The sequence below is a fragment of the Desulfuromonas versatilis genome (assembly GCF_019704135.1).
Classification (GTDB): Bacteria; Desulfobacterota; Desulfuromonadia; order Desulfuromonadales; family NIT-T3; genus Desulfuromonas_A; species Desulfuromonas_A versatilis.
This window is the reverse complement of sequence record NZ_AP024355.1, coordinates 2,577,287-2,598,914: the sequence shown is the minus strand read 5'-3', so window position 1 is coordinate 2,598,914 and position 21,628 is coordinate 2,577,287. Positions and strand designations below refer to the sequence as shown.

Here is a 21,628-nt window from a genome sequence, read left to right as displayed (position 1 = left end):
GTTTTTTTGTTTTCATGGGATCTGGTTTTGTCTGGTCACTGACCACGGTCCACTGCCCACTGGTTTTTTATGGAACACGCCAATTTCGTCCATCTCCACCTGCACAGTCAGTACAGCCTGCTCGACGGGGCGATCAAGATCCCCGACCTGATCCAGCGCTGCAAGGACTATAAAATGCCCGCCGTCGCCGTGACCGATCACGGCAACATGTTCAGCACCATCGAGTTCTTTTCCAAGGCGACCGCCGCCGGCGTCAAGCCGATCATCGGCTGCGAGATCTACGTCGCCCCGGGTTCCCGCTTCGAAAAGGGCAACGCCCGGGTCTCCTCCGAGGCCTCGGGGCACCTGGTGCTGCTGTGCATGAACCAGACCGGCTATCGCAACCTCTGCTACCTGGTTTCCGCAGCCTACCGAGAGGGCTTCTACTACAAGCCCCGGGTCGACTGGGAACTGCTGCGCAAGCACAACGAGGGGCTGATCGCCATGACCGCCTGCCTGGGCGGCGAGATCCCTTCGCTGATTCTCGAAAAGCAGATGGACAAGGCTCTCCAGCGCACCCGGGAGATGGCCGAGATTTTCGATGACGAGCGGCTCTACCTCGAACTGCAGGAAAATTTCATCCCCGAGCAGGAGGTGGTCAACAAGGGCCTGGTGACGATCTCGCAGGAACTGGGACTGCCCCTGGTGGCCACCAACGACTGTCACTACCTGACCCGCGAGGACGCCTACGCCCACGAGGTGCTGCTCTGTATCCAGACCGGCAAGACCATGGACGATCCGTCGCGGATGCGTTTCCCGAACAACGAGTTCTACGTCAAGACCCCCGACGAGATGACCGAGCTCTTCAAAGCCTATCCCGGGGCGGTGGAGAATTCGGTAAAGATCGCTGAGCGCTGCAACCTGCAGCTCGATTTCAACACCTACCACTTCCCCCAGTACGAAAAGCCCGCGGAAAAAACCCTGGATGACGTTCTGGAGGAGCAGTCCTGGGAGGGACTGGAGGAGCGCCTGGCGGACATCCGCAAGGTGCGTCCCGAGTTCTCGGCCGAAGAAGAGAAAAAATACCGCGAACGCCTGGCCATCGAGCTGGCCTGTATCAAGCAGATGGGGTTCCCGGGCTACTTTCTCATCGTCGCCGACTTCATCAACTGGGCCAAGGACCACGACATCCCCGTCGGCCCGGGGCGCGGCAGCGCCGCCGGCAGCCTGGTGGCCTTCGCCATCCGCATCACCGATATCGACCCGATGCCCTACAACCTGCTGTTCGAGCGGTTTCTCAACCCCGAGCGCATCTCGATGCCCGATATCGACGTCGACTTCTGCATCTACGGGCGTGAAGACGTCATCAACTACGTGCGGCAGAAATACGGCGAAGCCAACGTGGCCCAGATCATCACCTTCGGCACCATGGCCGCCAAGGGGGTCATCCGCGACGTCGGCCGCGCCATCGGCATGTCCTTCGCCGAGACGGACAAGGTCGCCAAGCTGGTCCCGGGGATCCTCAACATCACCCTCAAAGATGCCATGGCCCAGGAGCCCAAGCTCAAGGAACTCTCGGAAAAAGACCCCCGGGGCAAGGAGCTGATCAAGGTCGCATTGGCGCTGGAAGGGCTGACCCGGCACGCCTCGACCCACGCCGCCGGGGTCGTGGTCACGCCCAAGCCGCTCCCCGAGTATTGCCCGCTGTACACCGACCCCAAGTCGGGCGGACAGGTCACCCAGTTCTCCATGAGCTACGTGGAGAAGATCGGCCTGGTCAAGTTCGACTTTCTCGGCCTGAAGACCCTGACCGTCATCAACAACGCGGTGCGGCTGATCCGCGAGGGGAAAAATCCCGACTTCGACCTGAAGCTGGTCGGCGACGACGACGCCAAGACCTACGAACTGCTCAGCAAGGGGGAGACCACCGGGGTTTTTCAGCTCGAATCCTCGGGGATGAAGGAGTACCTGGTCAAGCTCAAGCCCTCCTGCTTCGAGGACCTGGTCGCCATGGTCGCCCTCTACCGGCCCGGCCCGCTCGGTTCGGGGATGGTCGACTCGTTCATCAAGCGTAAGCACGGCCTGGAGAAGTTCAATTACGACTTCCCCCAGCTCGAGCCGATCCTCAAGGACACCTACGGGGTCATCGTCTACCAGGAGCAGGTCATGCTCATCGCCCAGGTGCTGGGCAACTACAGCCTCGGCGGCGCCGACTTGCTGCGCCGGGCGATGGGCAAGAAGAAACCCGAGGAGATGGCCAAGCAGAAGGAGATCTTCCTCAAGGGGGCCAAGGAGAACAAGCTCGACCTGAAGAAGGCCGAGGGGGTCTTCGACCTGATGGAGAAGTTCGCCGCCTACGGCTTCAACAAATCGCACTCTGCGGCCTACGCCCTGGTGGCCTACCACACCGCCTATCTCAAGGCCCACTACCCGGTGGAGTTCATGGCGGCATTGCTGACCGAGGACATGGAGAACACCGACAAGGTCATCAAGAACATCAGCGAAGTGCGCTCCATGGGGATCGAGGTCTTGCCCCCGGACATCAACGCCTCGGACCGCACCTTCACCGTGCACGACAAATCCATGCGCTTCGGGCTTGGCGCCGTCAAGGGCGCCGGCTCCGCCGCTCTGGAGACGATCCTCGAGTCCCGCAAGGAGGGGGAGTTCACCTCGCTGAACGATTTCTGCGAGCGGGTCAACCTGCAGAAGGTCAACAAGAAGGTCATCGAGGCGCTCATCAAGTGCGGGGCTCTCGATTCGCTGCAGGGCAGGCGCGCCCAGTACATGGCAGCGTTAGAGGACGTGATGGAGGCGGCCCAGAAGGTTCAGCGCGAAAAGGCCATGGGGCAGGAGTCGCTGTTCGGGGCCGAGGAGATCGTCTCCAGCAAGGGCAACGGCTACGGGAAACTCCCCGATGTCGAGGAGTGGGAGGAAAAGATTCTGCTCAGCTTTGAGAAGGAATCTCTCGGCTTCTACATCACCGGGCATCCCCTGGCACGGCACAGCGCCACCATCAAGCGCTTCGCGACCTGCGAAACCTCGGGCCTTTCCGAGCGGGCCGACCGCGAGGACGTCCGGGTCTGCGGCATCGTCACCGGCCTCAAGGAGCTCACCACCAAGAAGGGCGACCGGATGGCCTTCGTCACCCTCGAGGACCTGAGTGGCTTCGTTGAGGTCGTGGTTTTTCCCGAAGCCTACGCCGCAGCCATGGACCTGCTGAAGAGCGAGGAGCCTCTGCTGATCAGCGGCACCCTGGATGTCGGGGAAGAATCGTGTAAGCTCCTGGCGACCGAAGTCCTTTCCCTTGGCGAAGTGAAGGAGCGGATGACCAAGAAGGTGCACATCCGACTGACCACCCCGGGACTGGAGGAGAGGCAGCTGCGCGCCCTGCGCGGCGTGGTGGAGAAATACCGGGGTGGCTGCGAGGTGCTGCTGCACCTGGTGATCCCCAACCGCAGCGAAACCGTGATCGGGCTGCCCGATGGTTTAAAGGTTGCGGCCTGTGACGAAATGTTGGATGATACGGAAAAACTGTTCGGCTATAATGTCGTTACTTTCGAATAGGGGGCGGGCTCTACGAGCGCCTTTCCTTCCGGGCGATGCCACTTGCCGGCCCGAAGGGGGGCGCGTGTGATTTTGGGGACGTTTTCCCGGAATAATTGACCAGGAGACCAGGAATGCAATTTCATCTCGATTTTGAAAAACCGCTAGTTGAGCTGGAGCAGAAGATCCGCGAACTGCGGGAATTTTCCACGGAGAAAGTTAGCTTTTCCAATGACATCAAGAAGCTGGAAAAGAAAGCTCAGAAGCTGCGTGAGGATATTTTTTCGAACCTGACCCGCTGGCAGCGCACTCAGCTGGCCCGCCACGTCAACCGCCCCTTCACCCTGGATTTTGTCCAGCACATCTTCACCGACTGGTTCGAGGTGCACGGCGACCGCAACTTCCGCGACGACCCGGCGCTGGTCTGCGGCTTTGCGCGGCTCGACGGCGAGCCCTGCGTGGTCATCGGCCACCAGAAGGGGCGCGACACCAAGGAGAAGGTTTACCGCAACTTCGGCATGCCCAACCCCGAGGGGTACCGCAAGGCGCTGCGGGTCATGCAGATGGCCGAGCAGTTCGGTCTGCCGATCTTCACCTTCGTCGATACGCCCGGCGCCTTTCCCGGCATCGGTGCCGAGGAACGCGGACAGGCCGAGGCCATTGCCCGCAACCTGCGCGAGATGGCTGCGCTGACTGTGCCGGTCATCGTCACCGTCACCGGTGAAGGCGGTTCCGGCGGGGCATTGGCCGTTGCCGTGGGCAATCGGGTGCTGATGATGGAATATTCGGTCTACTCGGTTATTTCGCCCGAAGGCTGCGCCGCCATCCTCTGGAGCGACGGCACCAAGGGGCCGCAGGCCTCCGAGGCGCTGAAGCTTACCGCCGCCGACATCGCGGAGTTGGGCTGCGTCATCGACGATGTGATTCCCGAACCGCTGGGCGGCGCGCACAATGACGTATCCGCAGCCGCCAGCGAGGTGAAGAAATGCATCAAGAAGCACCTTGAGGAACTCAAGAAACTCTCCCCCGAGGAGTTGGTGGAACAGCGCTACCAGAAGTTCCGCGCCATGAGCCGGGTGCAGGAGTAAAGTCCGTAACACGTAAGGCGTAAGGCGTGATCGGTGGTCGGTAGAGCTTTGGTTGTCGGGCTTGGGCAGTGCTCTTGGGATGTGCTGGGGCGGGTAGGGTGTTATCCGCCAGTCGACCAGAAGGCCGAATTGACCGATATGATTCAGCAGGGCGGGGGGCCGGTGGCCACCGCCCTGGTTACTTTGGCGCGTCTGGGCGTGTCGACCGAGTACCTCGGGGTGGTCGGCGGGGACGATATCGGCGAAAAAATCCGCGCCGGCCTGCTTGCCGAGGGGGTTGGCTGCGCCCATCTCCAGGTCGACCCGCAGGGCACCAGCCAGTTCGCCTTCATTGCTGTTGAAAAGACCACCGGGCATCGCAACATTTTCTGGACCAGGGGCGGAAAACGCCCCTTTTCTTTTACCCCCGCGGCGCGGGAGGTGATTCGTCGCGCCGCGGTGCTGCATTTGGACGGCCTGGAGGTCGAGGCATCTCTGGCGGCCGCACGTTTCGCGCGGGAGCAGGGTGTCCCGACGGTGCTCGACGGCGGGAGCTTTCGCGAGGGGACGGCCGAACTGCTGCCATTCATCGACCATCTGGTGGTGAGCGAGAAATTCGCCCGGCAGGCGTTCGGGGAGATGAACCCTGCGGCGGTCCTGGAGGCGCTGTTGAAGAACGGCGCCCAGGCGGTGACAGTCACCCTGGGAGCGGCGGGCAGTCATACCCTCCTCAGGGGAGGGGAGCCCTTCCATCAGCCAGCCTTCGGGGTAGAGGCCGTCGATACCACGGGGTGCGGCGACGTGTTCCACGGCGGGTATATCTACGGGGTGCTGCAAGGGTGGCCCCTGCGCGAGACGGTCCGCTTCGCGGCGGCCTGCGCGGCCCTGAAAACCCGGGCGCTGGGAGGGCGGACGGCTATCCCTCGCCTTGAGGAGGTGCGGTCGCTTCTGGAACAGTCGATTCTCAGGAAATAAATTGAGGAAAACCATGAGGGACACAAGGGACCCGAAGGACATGAAGGACATGAAGGACATGAAGTTAAATTCCTGGGTCGCTGTTTTTTGTCGTTCTTCGTGCACTTCGTGTGCTTCGTGGTGAATGTTTTTTTTCTTTTTGGGTTAAAAACAATATGAAATTAAAGAATTTTCCGCTCTATTGCGTCGTTCTCGTCCTGCTCAGCGCCTGCGCCGGTCCTCAGTACGACGTCCGGGTCATCGACACGCCCCAGAACCGCGAACTCAAGGGGCATGAAAAGCCCTATCTGGTCAACGGCACCCGCTACGATCCGCTGCGCAGCCACCAGGGGTTTGTCGAGGATGGGATTGCCAGTTGGTACGGCGAGGATTTCCACGGAAAAAAAACCAGCAATGGTGAGATCTACGACATGTACGCCATGACCGCGGCGCACAAGACCCTCCCCCTTGGGGTTTACGTCAAGGTCCACAACAAGGCCAACGGCCGGGAGACCACCGTGAGGGTCAATGACCGCGGGCCCTTCGTCCAGGGGCGGATCATCGACCTGTCCTTTACTGCCGCCAAGGAGCTCGGCGTGGTGGGGCCGGGCACGGCCCCGGTTCGAATCGAGGCCCTCGGCTACCAGAAGACCGACCAGGCCGGCCGCGTCACCTATCAGCATCCCAAGAGTTATGTGGTGGACAGCTACGCGATTCAGGTCGCCGCCTTCACCGTTGCGGAAAACGCCCAGCGCATGGCCGCCGACCTGAAAAGCCGCTACGGTGTTTCGAGTGTTCAGCAGGGGTGGGTCGGGGGCAAGCTTTTCCACCGGGTGCGGGTGGGCAGGTACAAGACCCTGGAAGAGGCCGAAGCCGCCAAGGTGGATTTCGAGGCCCGCGGGCACCGCAACAGCTTCGTCGTGGCGATGGAGTAAGGCGTAGTGAGGAGTGAGGAGTGACGGGGGGCTATTTTCGCCTGACTCCCCGTTTGCCCAGTTCCTCTTCCACCAGCTTCTTCTGGGGCGGGGTGAGGCGGCGCGAAGCGAGCAGGTTGTTCAGATCCGGGGTGCGGGTGCCGGGGAGAAACAGGGTGAACCAGATCGCCGGTGTCTTGCGGTTCTTGAGGATGGCCATCTGCAGGTTGGGGCGGGACTTCCACCTGGGATGCCGGGCGATGCTGGAAATGGCATCCGGGGTGGCGTTGGCTCCGTTGAGAAACTGGAACAGCGAAACCTCTTTCAGGCGCGGATTGCTCAGACAGGCTTCCATCAGGGCGCTGTTCCCCTCCTTGAGCAGTTCGCCGGTTACGACGCTGGTGGCACGCCTGGCCAGGGTGATCTTGGTGCCCAGGGGGGTGGTCGGCAGCCGTTGCAGAATGACCCTTTCGGCAGCCACTTTCTGATCCGGGGTGACCCCGGGGAGGAAACAGAGCCCCACCAACTCGAACAGATAGAGTTGGGGCAGGATCGCCTGCATCACCTGGGAGGGGGTGGCGGGGTTTCTGGCCAGGGCCAGCTTTATTCGGCGGCTCGAGTCGCTTATTTTCAGCCCATAGAGCGCCTTCAGCAGGTCCTCGGGCAAATCCCGCCGTTTGAGCAGGGCCAGCAGGTGATCCTCGGTGAGGCTGCGGTTGCGAAGCGCCGCCCGCAGCACCTCCGGAGCGGGGTCGGTGATGACCTGAAAAAGCTCTTCGCCGCCGGCGGTCAGAGCGCCCTGGAGGCGCCTGGCCAGTGCCGGGTCGAGTCCGCTCCGTTTCGCCGCCTCATCCATGGATTAAATCATCCCCCCCCCTGCGGACGCGCTCAAGCGTCCGAATCCCCCCCGAAGCCGTACTGCTCATAAAACTCGCGTTTATAGTCGGCGAATTCCCCCTTCTCGATGGCCGTGCGCGCCCCCTCGACCAGCCTCAGGTAGAAGTGCACGTTGTGGATCGCCGCCAGTATGGCGGAGAGGATCTCGTTGGCGTTGTACAGGTGATGCAGGTAGGCCCGAGTGAAATTGCGGCAGCAGTAGCAGTCGCAGGCCGCATCCACGGGATAGAAATCGCGCCGGTAACGGCGATTGGTCAGGCGGATCTTGCCGCGGCTGGTGAACAGCGTGGCGCTGCGGGCGTAGCGGGTGGGGATGACGCAGTCGAACATGTCCATGCCCCGCTCGATGCTCTCCAGAATGTCCTCGGGCAGGCCGACCCCCATCAGGTAGCGCGGCTTGTGTTCCGGGAGGAAGGGGGCGGTGTATTCGACCACCTTTTTCAGCAGCTCGAGTCCTTCGCCGACGCTCACCCCGCCGACGGCATAGCCGGGGAAATCAAGGGCGGTCAGTTCGCGGGCACAGTCGCGGCGCAGGTCCTCGTAGATGCTCCCCTGCACGATGCCGAACAGGGCCTGGTCACTGCGGCTGTGCGCCTTGAGGCATTCCTCGGCCCAGCGGATGGTCTTGCGGATCGACTTGCTGGCATAATCGTGCGTGGCAGGGTAGGGGATGCACTCGTCGAAGGCCATGATGATGTCGGCGCCCAGCGCGTTTTCGATGGCGATCGCCTCGCGGGGGCCGAGGAAGATCTCCTCGCCGGTGACCTCGTGGCGGAAAAACACTCCGCCCTCGGTGATTTTCTTTTTCGGAAGAGAGAAGACCTGAAACCCCCCGCTGTCGGTCAGGATCGGCCGGTTCCAGTTCATGAACCGATGCAGGCCACCGGCCTTTTGCACCAACCCCTCGCCGGGCTTGAGATGCAGGTGGTAGGTGTTGGAGAGGATGATCTGCGCTCCGGTTTCTTCCACCTGGGCGGGGGTCATGGCCTTCATGGCTGCGTGGGTGCCGACGGGCATGAAGATCGGGGTTTCGATCACCCCGTGGGGGGTGGTGATGCGGCCCCGGCGGGCAGCAGTGGATTTATCTTTGGCCAGAAGTTCAAATTGAAGCATGGGTGCGGATGTTTCCTTGGTGAAGTGAATTTTACCTGCTCAGGTTTTATTATGGCTGAAGACAGGGCTGAGCTGCCGGATGGGGTTCTGCACCCCGGGCAAGCTCACATTAGCAGAACCGGAACGGCTTGGCAACTGCCTGTGGTTGCCTCGGAATATCCAGATTTGCTTGAGAAATTGTCCCATGAAAACCTGTGCATAAAGTGGCACAAAGTGCCCCGCAGAGATACGCTAAATTGCATACAGTGTCCAACTTAACAGTTGACATGTATACGCCGCAATGTTACTAAAAACCGTTATTTATCTCTTTTGTGGTGGCCGTCTCCGGAGGGCGGGTTCACCTGTTTTGGCGGGCGGTTACCCTTGGCAGTTCAAGGAGAGAGAACGATGCGGACAGAGAGCAGTTGGCGGGATCCTCCCGGGGGTAGCGGTGGCCGTTGGTGGGGCCATCCTGGTGCGGTTGGGCGTTTCGGTTTTTCGCGCCAGCGGGGGCAGCCACTGCTTTTTTAGTAATGCTGTTGCAGTCCAGGGCTCTTAAGAAAGAGCCGTTGAACCATTCCAACACAAGGGGATATGCAGATGACACAAAGTTCAGTGGGCAGAAAGATTCTGATGGCGGTCACCGGGCTGGTATTGCTCGGCTTCGTCATCGTCCACCTGCTCGGCAACACCTCGGTGTTCGTCGGGCCCGACGGGATCAACGCCTATGCCGAGAAGCTCCACAGCCTGGGGCCGGTGGTCTACATCTTCCGCCTGGTGATGCTGGCGGCCTTCGCCATCCACATCATCTACGGCATCCAGCTCACCCTGGAGAACCGTGCGGCGAGCCCCGCCAAGTACGCCATCCAGAAGCGTCAGCGCGCCACCTTCGCCTCGAGCACCATGATCGTCTCGGGGCTGGTGCTGTTGGCCTTCGTGATCTACCACCTGCTGCACTTCACCGTGCAGGTGACCGACCCGGCGATCAGCGCCAAGGCCAACCTCGATGCGCTGGGGCGCCCGGATGTGTACCTGATGGTGGTCAAGGGCTTTCAGAAAATCTTCGTCAGCCTGATCTACGTGGTCTCGATGGTCTTTTTGTTCCTGCATCTGTCCCACGGGGCGCAGAGCTTTGTGCAGACCTTCGGGCTGACCAACGCCAACACCCTGCCTGCGGTCAACGTCGGCGGCAAGGCGCTCTCGGCGATTTTGCTTCTGGGCTACATCGCCATTCCGCTTCTCATCGTTATCGGCTTCGTCAAAATTTAGGGGGTTGAACCGTGATTCTAGATGGCAAATGTCCAACCGGACCGATTCAGCAGAGCTGGGACAAGCATCGCCAGGAAATGAAACTGGTCAACCCGGCCAACAAGCGTAAATTCAAGATCCTGATGGTCGGCACCGGCCTGGCCGGCGGCGCCGGCGCGGCGACCCTGGGCGAGCTGGGCTACAACGTGGAGGCCTTCTGCTACCAGGACAGCGCGCGGCGCGCCCACTCCATCGCCGCCCAGGGCGGCATCAACGCCGCCAAGAACTACCCCAACGACGGCGACAGCATCTATCGGCTGTTCTACGACACCGTCAAGGGCGGCGACTTTCGCGCCCGCGAGGCCGACGTCTGGCGCCTGGCCCAGGTCTCGAACAACATCATCGACCAGTGCGTCGCCCAGGGCGTGCCCTTCGCCCGCGACTACGCCGGGTACCTGGACAACCGCTCCTTCGGCGGCGCCCAGGTCAGCCGGACCTTCTACGCCCGCGGCCAAACCGGCCAGCAGCTGCTGCTGGGCGCCTACAGCGCCCTTGCCCGCCAGGCCAAGGCCGGCTCGGTCAAGATCCACGCCCGCCGCGAGATGCTCGATCTGGTGGTGGTCGACGGGGTGGCCCGCGGCATCACCTGCCGCAACCTGATCACCGGCGAGATCGAGTCCCACTGGGGCGACGCGGTGGTTTTGGCCACCGGCGGCTACGTCAACGTCTTTTATCTGTCGACCAACGCCATGGGCTGCTCGGTCACCGCGGCCTGGAAGGCGGCCAAGAAGGGCGCCTATTTTGCCAACCCCTGCTACACCCAGATCCACCCCACCTGCATCCCGCAGTCCGGCGAGCACCAGAGCAAGCTCACCCTGATGAGCGAGTCGCTGCGCAACGACGGACGCATCTGGGTGCCCAAGAAAGAGGGCGAAAAGCGCCACCCCAACGAGATCCCCGAAGAGGAGCGCGACTACTACCTGGAGCGCAAGTACCCCTCTTTCGGCAACCTCGCCCCGCGCGATATCGCCTCGCGCGCGGCCAAGGAAGCCTGCGACGACAAGCGCGGCATCGGCCCCGGGGGCCGCGGCGTCTATCTCGACTACGCCGCGAGCATCAAGCGCCTGGGCGAGAACACCATCCGCGAGCGCTACGGCAACCTCTTCGAGATGTACGAAAAGATCACCGACGAGAACGCCTACAAAGAGCCGATGCGCATCTACCCCGCCCCCCACTACTCGATGGGCGGGCTGTGGGTCGACTACAACTGCATGAGCAACGTCCCGGGCCTGTTCGTGCTGGGCGAGGCCAACTTCTCGGTCCACGGCGCCAACCGCCTGGGCGCCAGCGCGCTGATGCAGGGGCTGGCCGACGGCTACTTCGTCATCCCCTACACCATCGCCCATTACCTGGCCCAGATCACCCCGGGCAAGATCAAGGACGACCACCCCGCCTTCAAGGAGAGCAAGGCCGCCGTCGAGAACGAGACCAAGAAGCTGCTCTCGATTAACGGCAAGAAGACCCCGGCCGAGCTGCACCGCGAGCTGGGCAAGATCATGTGGAACAACGTCGGCATGGCCAGAAGCGAGCAGAGCCTCAAAGAAGCGCTCAAGCAGATCCCCGAGCTGCGCGAGCAGTTCTGGAAGAACCTCAAGGTCGCAGGCTCCGGCGCCGAGTTCAACCAGCAGCTCGAGAACGCCGGGCGCCTGGCGGATTTTCTCGAGTTCGCCGAACTGTTCGCCAAGGACGCGCTGCACCGCGACGAGAGCTGCGGCGGGCACTTCCGCGTCGAGCACCAGACCGAGGACGGCGAGGCGATGCGTGACGACGAGAACTTCTGCTACGCCGCGGCCTGGGAGTTCAAGGGCGCCGACAAGGAGCCCGAGCTGCACAAGGAGCCGCTGAAATTCGAAAACGTCCACCTTGCCGTAAGGAGCTACAAATAATGAATCTGACACTGCATGTATGGCGTCAGAAGGACGCCAACGACAAGGGCCGGCTCGAGGTGTACCAGGCCAAGAACGTCAGCGCCGACAGCTCGTTTCTGGAGATGCTCGACGAGGTCAACGAAGAGCTGATCAAAGAGGGCAAGGACCCCATCGCCTTCGACCACGACTGCCGCGAGGGGATCTGCGGGATGTGCTCGCAGGTGATCAACGGCCGCGCCCACGGCCCGCAGGAGAAGACCACGGTGTGCCAGCTGCACATGCGCCAGTTCAAGGACGGCGACGACGTGTTCATCGAGCCGTGGCGGGCGCGCGCCTTTCCGATCGTCAAGGACCTGGTGGTCGACCGCGCCGCGCTGGACAAGATCATCCAGGCCGGCGGCTACACCTCGGCCAAGACCGGCGGGGTTCCCGACGGCAACGCGCTGCTGATCCCCAAGGGGGACGCCGACTACGCCATGGACGCCGCCGAGTGCATCGGCTGCGGGGCCTGCGTGGCGGGCTGCCCGAACAGCTCGGCGATGCTCTTCACCAGCGCCAAGGTCGCGCAGCTGGCGATCCAGCCCCAGGGCGTGCCCGAGGCGGCGCGGCGGGTGCGTTCGATGACCGAAGAGGCCAAGGCCTGCGGTATGGGCAACTGCACCAACCACTACGAGTGCCAGGCGAGCTGCCCGAAGGACATCAACGTCAAGTTCATCGCCAAGCTCAACCGCGAGTACCTCAAGGCGATGCTGCCGGGCAACAACAAGTAAGCGCAGCTGTCATACCCTGAAACAGTCGGGGCGGGCCCAATGGCCCGCCCCATTTTTTTGCCTCCATATCAAGCAGGTCAGAGGCTACTAAGGATAGGCTCTCCTCCCCTTTCAAGGGGGAGGGTGGGAGGGGGATGGGGTTCAGCAAGGCGCCGCCCGCTGATCGCCGGCAGGCTCCGGAAATCGCCCCGGATTCCTGCTGTACCAGGCTGCGGGAGGGCTGGTATACTGGCACGACATTTTCGCAGGGGTTGGCGGGTCCATGTCTGAGTATCCGGATATTCTGAAGAGGATGGAGTTCGCCTTGGTGAATTTCCATCTGGAATTTGTCGAGGCCTGCCGCTTCGACATGGCGGCATCCATGAGGCTGCGACGGGACCTGAGGGCCGCCTTGGGGAGGGCCTTGAGCGCTTCGGAGGAGGGCGCCCAGGGGGGCCTGTTCCGGGATCTGTTCGACCCCCCTTTGCCCTCCGATCCGCTGGCCCTAAAGCGCTATCAGCGCCCCGGACCGCCATTTGCCCTGCTGCCTCGCGCAGCCGATTGGAAGGACTACCGACAGGGGGAGTCGCTGGCTATCCGCTGCTCCTTCTGGGGGAAGGGCATTTTGCTCCTGGAGCTGTTTGGGCGGGTCCTCGAGGCGCTGGGTCCCCGGGGGCTGCACATGGGCCAGGGCCCGTTTCGGCTGGCTGGTATCGATGCCCTCGATGCCTCGGGCAGCCCGAGCGTAATCTGGCGGCCCGGGGATGATCTTCGGGGGCTGGCGCCGCCGTTCCAGGATGCTGGATGGTGGGTTGATACCGCCCTTGGCGAGGCCAGTGGGCTGGTCGTCCAGATGCTGACCCCCGCCAGGCTGATCTCGCGGGGCAGGCCGGTATTCAAAGCCGGATTCCAGGCAATGTTTCCGTTTATCCTGCGCAGGGTTACTTCCATGGCCTACACACACTGCGGCCTGGAGCTCGTCCACGACCCTCGGATTCTGTTCGAATCCAGCGACCTGGTTGTCCAGAGAGGCAACCGTCTGCGCTGGCAGGACTGGCGTCAATTGGAGGGCGAAGAGCGGATTCAGGATCTTGGCGGACTTATGGGGGACCTGGAGCTTGAGGGAGAGGCCCTTTGCGATGTTGCCTGGATTTTGAGCCTTGGGTCGTTGATGAATATCGGCAAGGGAGCGGCCTACGGGGCGGGGAGGTTCAATCTATGGAGAAAGACAGGCTGATCCTGCCGAGCGGGCCCGTTTAACTTGCCAAAGCCGGCGAAATCGTTATACTTTGGAGTAACAGCAACACATATCGGGGGAGTGCTGCCATGACCAATGCCTGGGAGGAACGGAAAAAGGCCCTGGAGAACCAGTACTTTTACAACCTGGAAAAAGAGCAGATCGAGCAATTGAAAAAAGAAGCTCGGGAAAAGCTCACCCGGGAAATGTGCAGAAACAGGTGCCCGAAATGCGGCGATGCCATCCAAGCCATGGAGTTCCGCGGGGTCCCATTGGACAAATGCCCCAGTTGTGGAGGCGTCTGGCTGGGCCCGCGCGACTTGACCATGCTCGCGGAAAAGGATCACCGAACCTGGTTCGACAAGTGGTTCAAGCAAGAACAGAAAATCCTCAAGGATGATGAGTAGGCATCCGACAGGTTCAAGGGCGGCGGAGTAATCCGCCGCCTTTGAATGTATTTGGGACCTGATTCATGGAGGGAGGGCCAACAGGGACCAGTCATGGACGGGCATGTGATGAAAGGTATTTCTGCCGGGGAATTTGGATGGCATGCGTTTTCCGCTGACCCTTAAAATCATTTCGGGGAACCTGGTTTTTGCGGCGTTGCTGGGTGCGGTCTGCATCGTTGCGGTATCCACCCTGAACGATATTTCGGCCAGGATCGACGCCTTCTCGGCGCTTGGCGGATCAGGGGATGCTACCGCCTGGAAGCCCCTTGCAGGGCCTTTGCTGGAAATCTCCGGCCTGGCCCGGGAAGCCGTCCTGTGGGTGGTGATACTCGGTGCGGCGGGGCTTGTCGGCGGCTTTTTTCTTGCGCTGCTTGCGGTGTTTCATATCCTCTCCGCGCTTGGCAAGTTGAAATATGCTACCCATTTGATAGCCGAAGGGATTTTTGACCTGGAGCCTCAGATCCGCAGTCGGGACGAGATCGGGGATCTGGCCCGGGAGCTGTCGGTGATGGCCAAGAAGTTCAAGCAGTACGAGCAAATGTGCCTGGATGCCAGCCCCCTGACCAGGCTCCCGGGGAATATCGCCATCGAGCGATCGCTGCTCGAGAAGATGCGCAAGGGGGAAAAATTCGCGCTTTGTTATATCGATCTCGACAATTTCAAAGCCTACAATGATCGTTACGGTTACGCCAAGGGGAGTGAAATCATCAAGGCCACCGGCGAACTGGTCTATAATATGAGAAAATCCTATGGTCGGGAAGGCGACTTCGTCGGCCATATCGGCGGGGATGATTTCGTCCTGATCACCGCCCCGGAGAATATCAAGGCGCTATGCGAAAATATCATCCATGGTTTCGATAAGCTGATTCCCCGGTATTATTCTCCGGAAGATCTCGAACGGGGGTTTGTGGTGGGGATTGACCGCTACGGGGTGGAAAGGCAGTTTCCGATTATGACCATCTCCATCGCGGTGGTGAGCGATGCTCACCGGGAAATTGCCTCACCTACCGAAATTGCCCAGGTCGCAGCCGAGATAAAGGATTTCGTCAAGACTCTCCCCGGCAGCAACTACCTGGTGGACAGGCGTCGAAACAAACGCTGAAAACGCTCTGCGACATTCAGCCCGGGCCGCCCCTGACGCAAGGGGGCGCTTTGAAGATCGGGGCTGCGGGGGTGGTCGCGTCCCTGTCTCGAACAAGAGGAGAGAGGGGTTCTGCCAGGGGGATGGCTCTGGAATCCAAAATGAACAAAAACGTGCGCCAGCAGATCCTTCTGCTGATCATTCTGATCATCGCCTTCAACTACCTGTATATGGTGTATTCGCCGGAGAAATCCGCTGCGCCGGTGCAGGTCACCTACAGCCGTTTCAAGGCCGAGCTGGCAGCGGATAACGTCGCCAGGGTCACTTTCGAGGGGAGCAAGCTCAGCGGAGAATTCAAAAAGGAAATCGACATCCCCACCCGGGGGATGGCAGACGCGGCCCCCCGCTACAGGCTGTTTGCCACCAACCTGCCGCCGGTGCAGGACCCGGGGCTGATGGAGCAGCTTGAAGCCCGCCAGGTCGAGGTCGACGTCAGGCCCGAACCCGAACCCTCGGCCTGGACTTCGGCCCTGATCTATCTGCTGCCCTGGGTGTTGATCATCGGGGTCTGGTGGTTCATTCTCAAGGGGATGCGGGGCAAGGGAGGCCCTGGCGGGGGGCTCATGGGGAGCTTCGGCAAGTCCGGAGCCCGCCTCTATACCCGGGAAACCAGCCGGGTGACCTTTGCCGATGTGGCCGGCCTGGAGGAGGCCAAGCAGGAACTGCTGGAGGTTGTGGAATTTCTGCGCAATCCCAAAAAATTCGCCCGGATCGGCGGAAAGGTGCCGCGGGGAATCTTGCTGGTAGGACCGCCGGGGACAGGCAAGACTCTGATGGCCCGGGCCGTTGCGGGGGAGGCCGGGGTTCCGTTTTTCTCCATCGCCGCCTCCCAGTTTATCGAAATGTTCGTCGGCGTGGGCGCCAGCAGGGTCCGCGATCTGTTCAATACGGCCAAAAAGCAGGCCCCCAGCATCATATTCATCGATGAGCTCGACGCGGTCGGCCGCTCGCGAGGCACCGGCCTGGGCGGAGGCAACGACGAACGCGAGCAGACCTTGAATCAGCTTCTGGCGGAGCTGGATGGATTCGAGCCCCACGAAGAAGTCATAGTCATGTCGGCCACCAACCGCCCTGATGTCCTCGATGCCGCCCTGCTGCGGCCGGGGCGCTTCGACCGGCAGGTGGTTGTGGAGCGTCCCGACTGGCGCGCCCGGGAGGAGATCCTCAAGGTCCACACCCGAAAGGTGCCCCTGGCCGAGGATGTCGACCTGAGAACCATCGCCAAGGGAACGCCTGGAATGTGCGGTGCAGACCTGGAGAGCCTGATCAACGAGGCTGCACTGATCGCCGCCAGGCAGGACAGGGAAAGCGTTTCCATGATCCACCTCGAGCAGGCCAAGGACCGGATCCTCATGGGTGCCGAGCGAAAGCTGGTTCTTTCCGAGCGGGAAAAACGGATCACCGCCTACCATGAGGGGGGGCACACGCTGGTCGCAAAATTCCTCGAGGGCGCCGATCCGATCCACAAGGTGTCGATCATTCCCCGGGGCAGGGCCCTCGGGGTCACGCAGCAGTTGCCGGTGGACGACAGGTACCATTATTCCAAGAGCTACCTGATGACCCGGCTTGCGGTCAGCCTCGGCGGAAGGGCCGCGGAGAAGGTGGTCTTCAACGATCTTTCCACCGGCGCCGAGAACGATCTCAAGCAGGTCACCGAATTGGCCGAAAAAATGGTCTGCCAATGGGGGATGAGCGACAAGATCGGGCCGGTCACGGTAAGCCGCGGCGAAGAACATCCCTTTTTGGGGCGCAAGTTGGCCACGGAAAAAACCTTCAGCGAACAGATGGCCTGGCTTATCGACCAGGAAATCGACAAGCTGATCCGCGAGGCCGAGCAGACCGCCGATGAACTCGTCACCGAACACCGCCATAAACTGGATGCCTTGGTCGAAGTACTGTTGGAGGAAGAGGTGTTGGACAGCAGTCGAGTGAATGAAATACTCGAGGTGCAGGAAGATGCGTCCGACGCCAAACCCAAGCCGGAGAGCGCCTCCGGCTTGAACCCGTAATGAAGGAGGGACTGATGGGTGGGTTTTTGATTTTTTTGGGTCTGGCCGGAATGGCCTATTTCGCCTACTTTGCCTTTACCACTCTGAGTGGCATGGAGAAGGACATCCGCAGGGAGTTGGGGCAGGCCCCAACCGGCGGCGAGGTGAAACCGCCAGCGGCTCCAAAGGCGGCCGCGGCCGTCGAGCAGCCTCGGGAGAAAAAAAACCTTGTCCCTTCACCAGCGCAACCACCGGCGACGGAGACTGTCCGGGCATCGGTCGAAATCGCCCTGGAGGAGCAGATTCTAAAGCAGATCAAGGGGCCTAAGGGGATGTTGCAGACCGAACTCTATGGCAAGTTCCCCGACCAGGACCGCCGGCATCTGCAAAAGGTTCTGGCCGCCATGGATGCGGATGGAACCCTGAAGCGGGAAAAAGAGAAGAGCACCTATCGGCTTTTTGCGCCCAAAAGCAAAAAGAGCTAAGGACAAGTGGACTGGTCGATCGGGGGGAAGAGGGCCACAGTGTCACGTCCTAAAATAGGTTGACAGGTTTTACCTAAGCCACCTCCCTCTCGGAGGTGGCTTTCCTATGCACTTCATCGGGTGTTTTCATGCCCAAGCTAAGGTGGGGCCGAAGTCGATTGTAAATGTCGATGGATTCCCCAACCAGCCGTTTCAGATCCCGCAAGTTTCGGCATCTGTTGATCAGAAACTCTTGCTTCAATATGCCGTTCACTCTCTCTGCAAGAGCATTCTGGTAACAGTCATAGCCATCGGTCATGGATGGCGTCATGCCCTGACGTCTGAGCTCGTCTTGGTAGATCGCTGAACAATATTGCAGACCTCGGTCGGAATGGTGAATCAGCGATCTGCGGGTCTGCCGCTGCCTGGCCGCTCGCTGTAACGCCTTGACGACACTCTCAGCGCGCATATTGTCACTGACGTCATATCCCATGATTTTTCGACTGTACGCATCGGTGACCAACGACAGATAGTGAACACCTTCATCCGTTTCAACATAGGTGATGTCGCTCACAAAGGCCTGCTCAGCACGCCCGATCTCCTGGTTCTCCAATCGATTTGGATGTTTCTTCATCCAGTGTCTGCTCTGCGTTGTTTTTGTGTAGCGTTTGACCGGTACTACCAGCAGTTGATGGGCTCGCAGATAGTCAAAGAAACCATCACGCCCCAATTTGATGCCCTGTTCATCAAGCCGGGGTTTCAGCAGGTGGTAGAGCTTCCGGCCACCAAGTCTCGGCATGAATCGCCTGACCTCCATCACCATGCCCCGGACCGGTGCCAGTTCGACCCTGCGCTGCCGGATGCGCTTTTCTCGTTGATAGACGGCTTGCCGGGTAATGCCAAGAAGCCTGCAAGCATGGCTTAAACTCAGCCCTTCCTGTTTTTGAAGGCGTCTCGCTCCTTGGCCAAATACTTTTTTCGCAGTCCGGCCCCATGTTCTGCATCGAGAATATCCACGACTTCATTCAAAAGCAGATTCCGAAGACGTTCATCCTCAAGTTCGCGCTCAAGCCGTTTGATGGTCTGTGCGGGGGTCTCTTTGGCTTTGGGAGAATCAGACATGGTCAGCCTCACAGAGTGGGTCCAATCCAGCTTGCCGTGCTTTCTCAGCCATGTTAGCACTGTGGAGCGCCCCTGGATGCCATAAATCTTTTGGGCTTGCTTGTAGGTCATATCGCCCTTTTCGACTGCGGCGACCACCTGCAATTTAAAGCCCATGGTGTAATCACGCTGACTCCGTCTCTTCCGCTTGCCCTCTAACTCGTCCATAAATAAGTCTCCCAGGTGTAAACTTATTTCAGGACGGGACCCAGAAAATAAAAAAGCCTGCGGCGAATTTCGCCGCAGGCTTTTTGTCTGGTGTGCCGGCAGGGCTACCGGTTCTTCAGGTTGTAGAAAACGTCCTTGCCGTTGAAGACGGCGACTTCGGCCAGTTCATCCTCGATGCGCAGCAATTGGTTGTACTTGCAGACGCGATCGGTGCGGCACAGGGAGCCGGTTTTGATCTGCCCGGCGTTGGTGGCCACGGCCAGGTCGGCGATGGTGGTGTCTTCGGTTTCGCCGCTGCGGTGGGATACCACGGCGGTGTAGCCGGCCCGCTTGGCCATCTCGATGGCCTCCAGGGTCTCGGTCAGGGTCCCGATCTGGTTGACCTTGATCAGGATGCTGTTGGCGATCCCCTTGTCGATCCCTTCCTTGAGGATCTTGGTATTGGTGACGAACAGGTCGTCGCCCACCAGCTGGATGCGCTTGCCGAGGCGTTCGGTCAGGAGTTTCCAGCCCTCCCAGTCGTTTTCAGCCATGCCGTCTTCGATGGAGACGATGGGGTAGCGATTGACCAGGTCCTCGTAGAAGTCGACCAGCTCCTTGGGAGTTTTTTCCGGCTGAGCCTCGTTCTCCAGGACGTACTTGCCCCCTTTGAAAAGTTCCGAGGAGGCAACGTCGAGGGCCAGCAGAACGTCCTCGCCCGGTTTGAACCCGGCAGCGCGGATGGCTTCCATGATGACTTCGAGAGCTTCCTCGTTGCTTTTGAGGTCGGGAGCGAAGCCGCCTTCATCGCCTACGGCGGTATTGTACCCCTTGCCCTTGAGCACCTTTTTCAGGGCATGGAAGATCTCCGCCCCGATGCGCAGGGCTTCCTTGAAGGAAACCGCGCCGGCGGGCATGATCATGAACTCCTGGATATCGACGTTGTTGTCGGCGTGGGCGCCGCCGTTGATGATGTTCATCATCGGCAGGGGGAGTTCCTTGGCGTTGGAGCCGCCGACATACTGGTAGAGGGGCAGTCCGGCCTCTTCGGCGGCAGCCTTGGCACAGGCCAGGGAGACCCCCAGCAGGGCGTTGGCCCCGAGATTGCTTTTGAAGTCGGTGCCGTCGAGGGCCAGCAGTTTGCGGTCGATGCCGGCCTGGTCAGAGGCCTCCCAGCCGATCAGGGCTTCGGAAATGACTTCGTTGACATTTTCAACGGCCTTGGTCACCCCTTTGCCGAGGTAGCGGGTGTTGTCACCGTCGCGCAGTTCCAGCGCCTCGCGCTCGCCGGTCGAGGCGCCGCTGGGCACCGCGGCACGGCCCATGGCGCCGCTTTCGAGGTAGACCTCGACCTCAACGGTTGGGTTGCCCCGGGAGTCCAGGATCTCTCTGGCGTAAATATCGACGATTTCGCTCATTTAAGCCCCCTTGCAGGAAATAGATTTGAATGCCGACAGGGTCGGTCTTTATGAGGCCCTATTTATAGCACAAAGACGCTAAATTGAAACCCCTTTTTGGCCTGCCCCCCTGGAGCCGCCGGCATAAATTTAATTGATTTTTCTGCGCGGACGATGTTATTTTTCGCAGTTGAATCTTTGCGAAAACAAAGGGATATTTTTTGAATAAGAGCATAGCCCGAACCAAATTCGCCGCGGATGATCCCCATCTGGCGAACCAGTTGTTCGGCCAACAAAATAGAAACCTCCGCCAGATCGAACGCCTGCTCGGGGTGCGGGTCGGCTCCAAGGGAACCGAACTGCAGATCGAGGGTGAACCCATCCAGGTGCAGCTCGTCGAGAGGTTGATGGATGAGCTTCTGTCGCTGCTCAAAGAAGGATATCCGCTTTACTCCACGGACATCGACTATGCCATACGGATCCTGAGCGCCGACTCCAGGGCACGGCTCAAGGACATCTTTCTGGACACCATCTTCATCTCCGCCCGAAAAAAGATCATCGCCCCCAAGAGTCTCGCGCAAAAGAAATACATCGATGCCATCCGCCAGAACGACGTGGTGTTCGGGGTCGGCCCGGCAGGAACCGGGAAAACCTATCTGGCCATGGCCATGGCGGTCTCCTTCCTGATGAAAAAGGAGGTCAGCCGGATCGTTCTGGTCCGGCCCGCGGTGGAGGCCGGCGAGAAGCTCGGTTTTCTCCCGGGCGACGTAGCGGAAAAGGTCAACCCCTATCTGCGCCCTTTGTACGACGCCTTGTTCGACATGATGGATTTTGAAAAAGGCCAGGCCCTGATCGAGAAGGGGGTCGTCGAGGTGGCGCCCCTGGCGTTCATGCGTGGGCGCACCCTCAATGACGCCTTTGTCATCCTGGATGAGGCACAGAACACCACGGCCGAGCAGATGAAGATGTTCCTGACCAGGTTGGGGTTTGGTTCGCGGGCGGTGATCACCGGCGACGTCACCCAGATCGACCTGCCGGCCGGGCGCATTTCCGGCCTGGTGCAGGCCGGGCAGATACTCAAGGGAGTGGAGGGGATCTGTTTCAATCGTTTCACCGACCGCGATGTGGTCCGCCACCCCATCGTGCAGGCCATTGTCCAGGCCTACGACCGGGCACAGAAAAAACCGGTTGCGGAACCTGCGGATAATTGACTCCCTTTGTATCCGGCAGCTGATCCCGCCTTGCCGCCCGGCTCCAACCGGCACGGGTGCGG

The 21,628-nt window shown here is 60.6% G+C and carries 18 protein-coding genes; 13 read left to right on the top strand and 5 right to left on the bottom strand.

Going from position 1 to position 21,628, the window contains the following annotated elements; translation table 11 throughout:
• Window positions 1-69: 69 nt before the first annotated feature.
• The 4 genes from dnaE to DESUT3_RS11705 all read left to right on the top strand — a co-directional run bounded on the left by dnaE (window position 70) and on the right by DESUT3_RS11705 (window position 6,478).
• Window positions 70-3,543, top strand: coding sequence for a DNA polymerase III subunit alpha (gene dnaE / locus DESUT3_RS11720; RefSeq protein ID WP_221248663.1), 3,474 nt, complete (start codon window positions 70-72; stop codon window positions 3,541-3,543).
• A gap of 113 nt (window positions 3,544-3,656) precedes the next feature.
• The gene (locus tag DESUT3_RS11715) at window positions 3,657-4,610 is read left to right on the top strand and encodes an acetyl-CoA carboxylase carboxyltransferase subunit alpha (protein ID WP_221248662.1); all 954 of its coding nucleotides are present in this window, start codon (window positions 3,657-3,659) and stop codon (window positions 4,608-4,610) included.
• A 33-nt stretch (window positions 4,611-4,643) separates the two neighbouring features.
• Window positions 4,644-5,564: a PfkB family carbohydrate kinase gene (locus tag DESUT3_RS11710; RefSeq protein ID WP_221248661.1), complete on the top strand. Its 921-nt coding sequence runs from the start codon at window positions 4,644-4,646 to the stop codon at window positions 5,562-5,564.
• 155 nt (window positions 5,565-5,719) lie between these two features.
• Window positions 5,720-6,478, top strand: a complete 759-nt coding sequence (locus DESUT3_RS11705; RefSeq protein WP_221248660.1) for a septal ring lytic transglycosylase RlpA family protein — start codon at window positions 5,720-5,722, stop codon at window positions 6,476-6,478.
• A 31-nt stretch (window positions 6,479-6,509) separates the two neighbouring features.
• On the opposite strand, the gene DESUT3_RS11700 is transcribed toward DESUT3_RS11705, so the two are convergent.
• Both DESUT3_RS11700 and tgt read right to left on the bottom strand, forming a co-directional pair.
• Complete coding sequence (locus DESUT3_RS11700; protein ID WP_221248659.1) at window positions 6,510-7,313, bottom strand: hypothetical protein; 804 nt, start codon at window positions 7,311-7,313, stop codon at window positions 6,510-6,512.
• 32 nt (window positions 7,314-7,345) lie between these two features.
• On the bottom strand, window positions 7,346-8,467 hold the full coding sequence (gene tgt, locus DESUT3_RS11695) for a tRNA guanosine(34) transglycosylase Tgt (protein WP_221248658.1): 1,122 nt from the start codon (window positions 8,465-8,467) through the stop codon (window positions 7,346-7,348).
• A 573-nt stretch (window positions 8,468-9,040) separates the two neighbouring features.
• On the opposite strand from tgt, the gene DESUT3_RS11690 reads away from it, so the two are divergent.
• The 8 genes from DESUT3_RS11690 (at window position 9,041) to DESUT3_RS11655 (ending at window position 17,671) form a co-directional block, all read left to right on the top strand.
• Window positions 9,041-9,715 carry a succinate dehydrogenase cytochrome b subunit gene (locus DESUT3_RS11690; protein WP_221248657.1) on the top strand — a complete coding sequence of 225 codons (675 nt, stop codon included), beginning with the start codon at window positions 9,041-9,043 and terminating at the stop codon, window positions 9,713-9,715.
• Window positions 9,716-9,726: 11 nt separating this feature from the next.
• On the top strand, window positions 9,727-11,640 hold the full coding sequence (locus DESUT3_RS11685; RefSeq protein ID WP_221248655.1) for a fumarate reductase/succinate dehydrogenase flavoprotein subunit: 1,914 nt from the start codon (window positions 9,727-9,729) through the stop codon (window positions 11,638-11,640).
• Complete coding sequence (locus tag DESUT3_RS11680; protein WP_221248653.1) at window positions 11,640-12,392, top strand: succinate dehydrogenase/fumarate reductase iron-sulfur subunit; 753 nt, start codon at window positions 11,640-11,642, stop codon at window positions 12,390-12,392. The genes DESUT3_RS11685 and DESUT3_RS11680 overlap by 1 nt, the downstream gene beginning before the upstream one ends.
• Window positions 12,393-12,654: 262 nt before the next feature.
• Entirely contained in the window at window positions 12,655-13,608 is a 954-nt protein-coding gene (gene cas6 / locus DESUT3_RS11675; protein ID WP_221248652.1) for a CRISPR system precrRNA processing endoribonuclease RAMP protein Cas6, read from the top strand.
• A gap of 89 nt (window positions 13,609-13,697) precedes the next feature.
• Window positions 13,698-14,015 carry a zf-TFIIB domain-containing protein gene (locus tag DESUT3_RS11670; RefSeq protein WP_221248651.1) on the top strand — a complete coding sequence of 106 codons (318 nt, stop codon included), beginning with the start codon at window positions 13,698-13,700 and terminating at the stop codon, window positions 14,013-14,015.
• 196 nt (window positions 14,016-14,211) lie between these two features.
• The gene (locus DESUT3_RS11665) at window positions 14,212-15,159 is read left to right on the top strand and encodes a GGDEF domain-containing protein (protein ID WP_221248649.1); all 948 of its coding nucleotides are present in this window, start codon (window positions 14,212-14,214) and stop codon (window positions 15,157-15,159) included.
• 140 nt (window positions 15,160-15,299) lie between these two features.
• The gene (gene ftsH / locus DESUT3_RS11660) at window positions 15,300-17,207 is read left to right on the top strand and encodes an ATP-dependent zinc metalloprotease FtsH (RefSeq protein ID WP_221248648.1); all 1,908 of its coding nucleotides are present in this window, start codon (window positions 15,300-15,302) and stop codon (window positions 17,205-17,207) included.
• 14 nt (window positions 17,208-17,221) lie between these two features.
• Window positions 17,222-17,671, top strand: coding sequence for a hypothetical protein (locus tag DESUT3_RS11655; protein ID WP_221248647.1), 450 nt, complete (start codon window positions 17,222-17,224; stop codon window positions 17,669-17,671).
• 73 nt (window positions 17,672-17,744) lie between these two features.
• Here DESUT3_RS11655 and DESUT3_RS11650 read toward each other — a convergent pair.
• The 3 genes from DESUT3_RS11650 to DESUT3_RS11640 all read right to left on the bottom strand — a co-directional run bounded on the left by DESUT3_RS11650 (window position 17,745) and on the right by DESUT3_RS11640 (window position 20,648).
• A protein-coding gene (locus tag DESUT3_RS11650; RefSeq protein WP_404826969.1) for an IS3 family transposase occupies window positions 17,745-18,979 on the bottom strand; the annotation gives its coding sequence in 2 pieces (ribosomal slippage) (window positions 17,745-18,610 and window positions 18,610-18,979; 1,236 coding nt in all).
• 104 nt (window positions 18,980-19,083) lie between these two features.
• Complete coding sequence (gene eno / locus DESUT3_RS11645) at window positions 19,084-20,376, bottom strand: phosphopyruvate hydratase (protein ID WP_221248646.1); 1,293 nt, start codon at window positions 20,374-20,376, stop codon at window positions 19,084-19,086.
• 62 nt (window positions 20,377-20,438) lie between these two features.
• Window positions 20,439-20,648 (bottom strand): hypothetical protein, encoded by a 210-nt coding sequence (locus DESUT3_RS11640; RefSeq protein ID WP_221252613.1) that lies wholly within the window; start codon window positions 20,646-20,648, stop codon window positions 20,439-20,441.
• Here DESUT3_RS11640 and DESUT3_RS11635 point away from each other — a divergent pair.
• The gene (locus DESUT3_RS11635) at window positions 20,637-21,566 is read left to right on the top strand and encodes a PhoH family protein (RefSeq protein ID WP_225911488.1); all 930 of its coding nucleotides are present in this window, start codon (window positions 20,637-20,639) and stop codon (window positions 21,564-21,566) included. The two genes, DESUT3_RS11640 and DESUT3_RS11635, sit on opposite strands and share 12 nt — an antisense overlap.
• Window positions 21,567-21,628 lie beyond the last annotated feature (62 nt).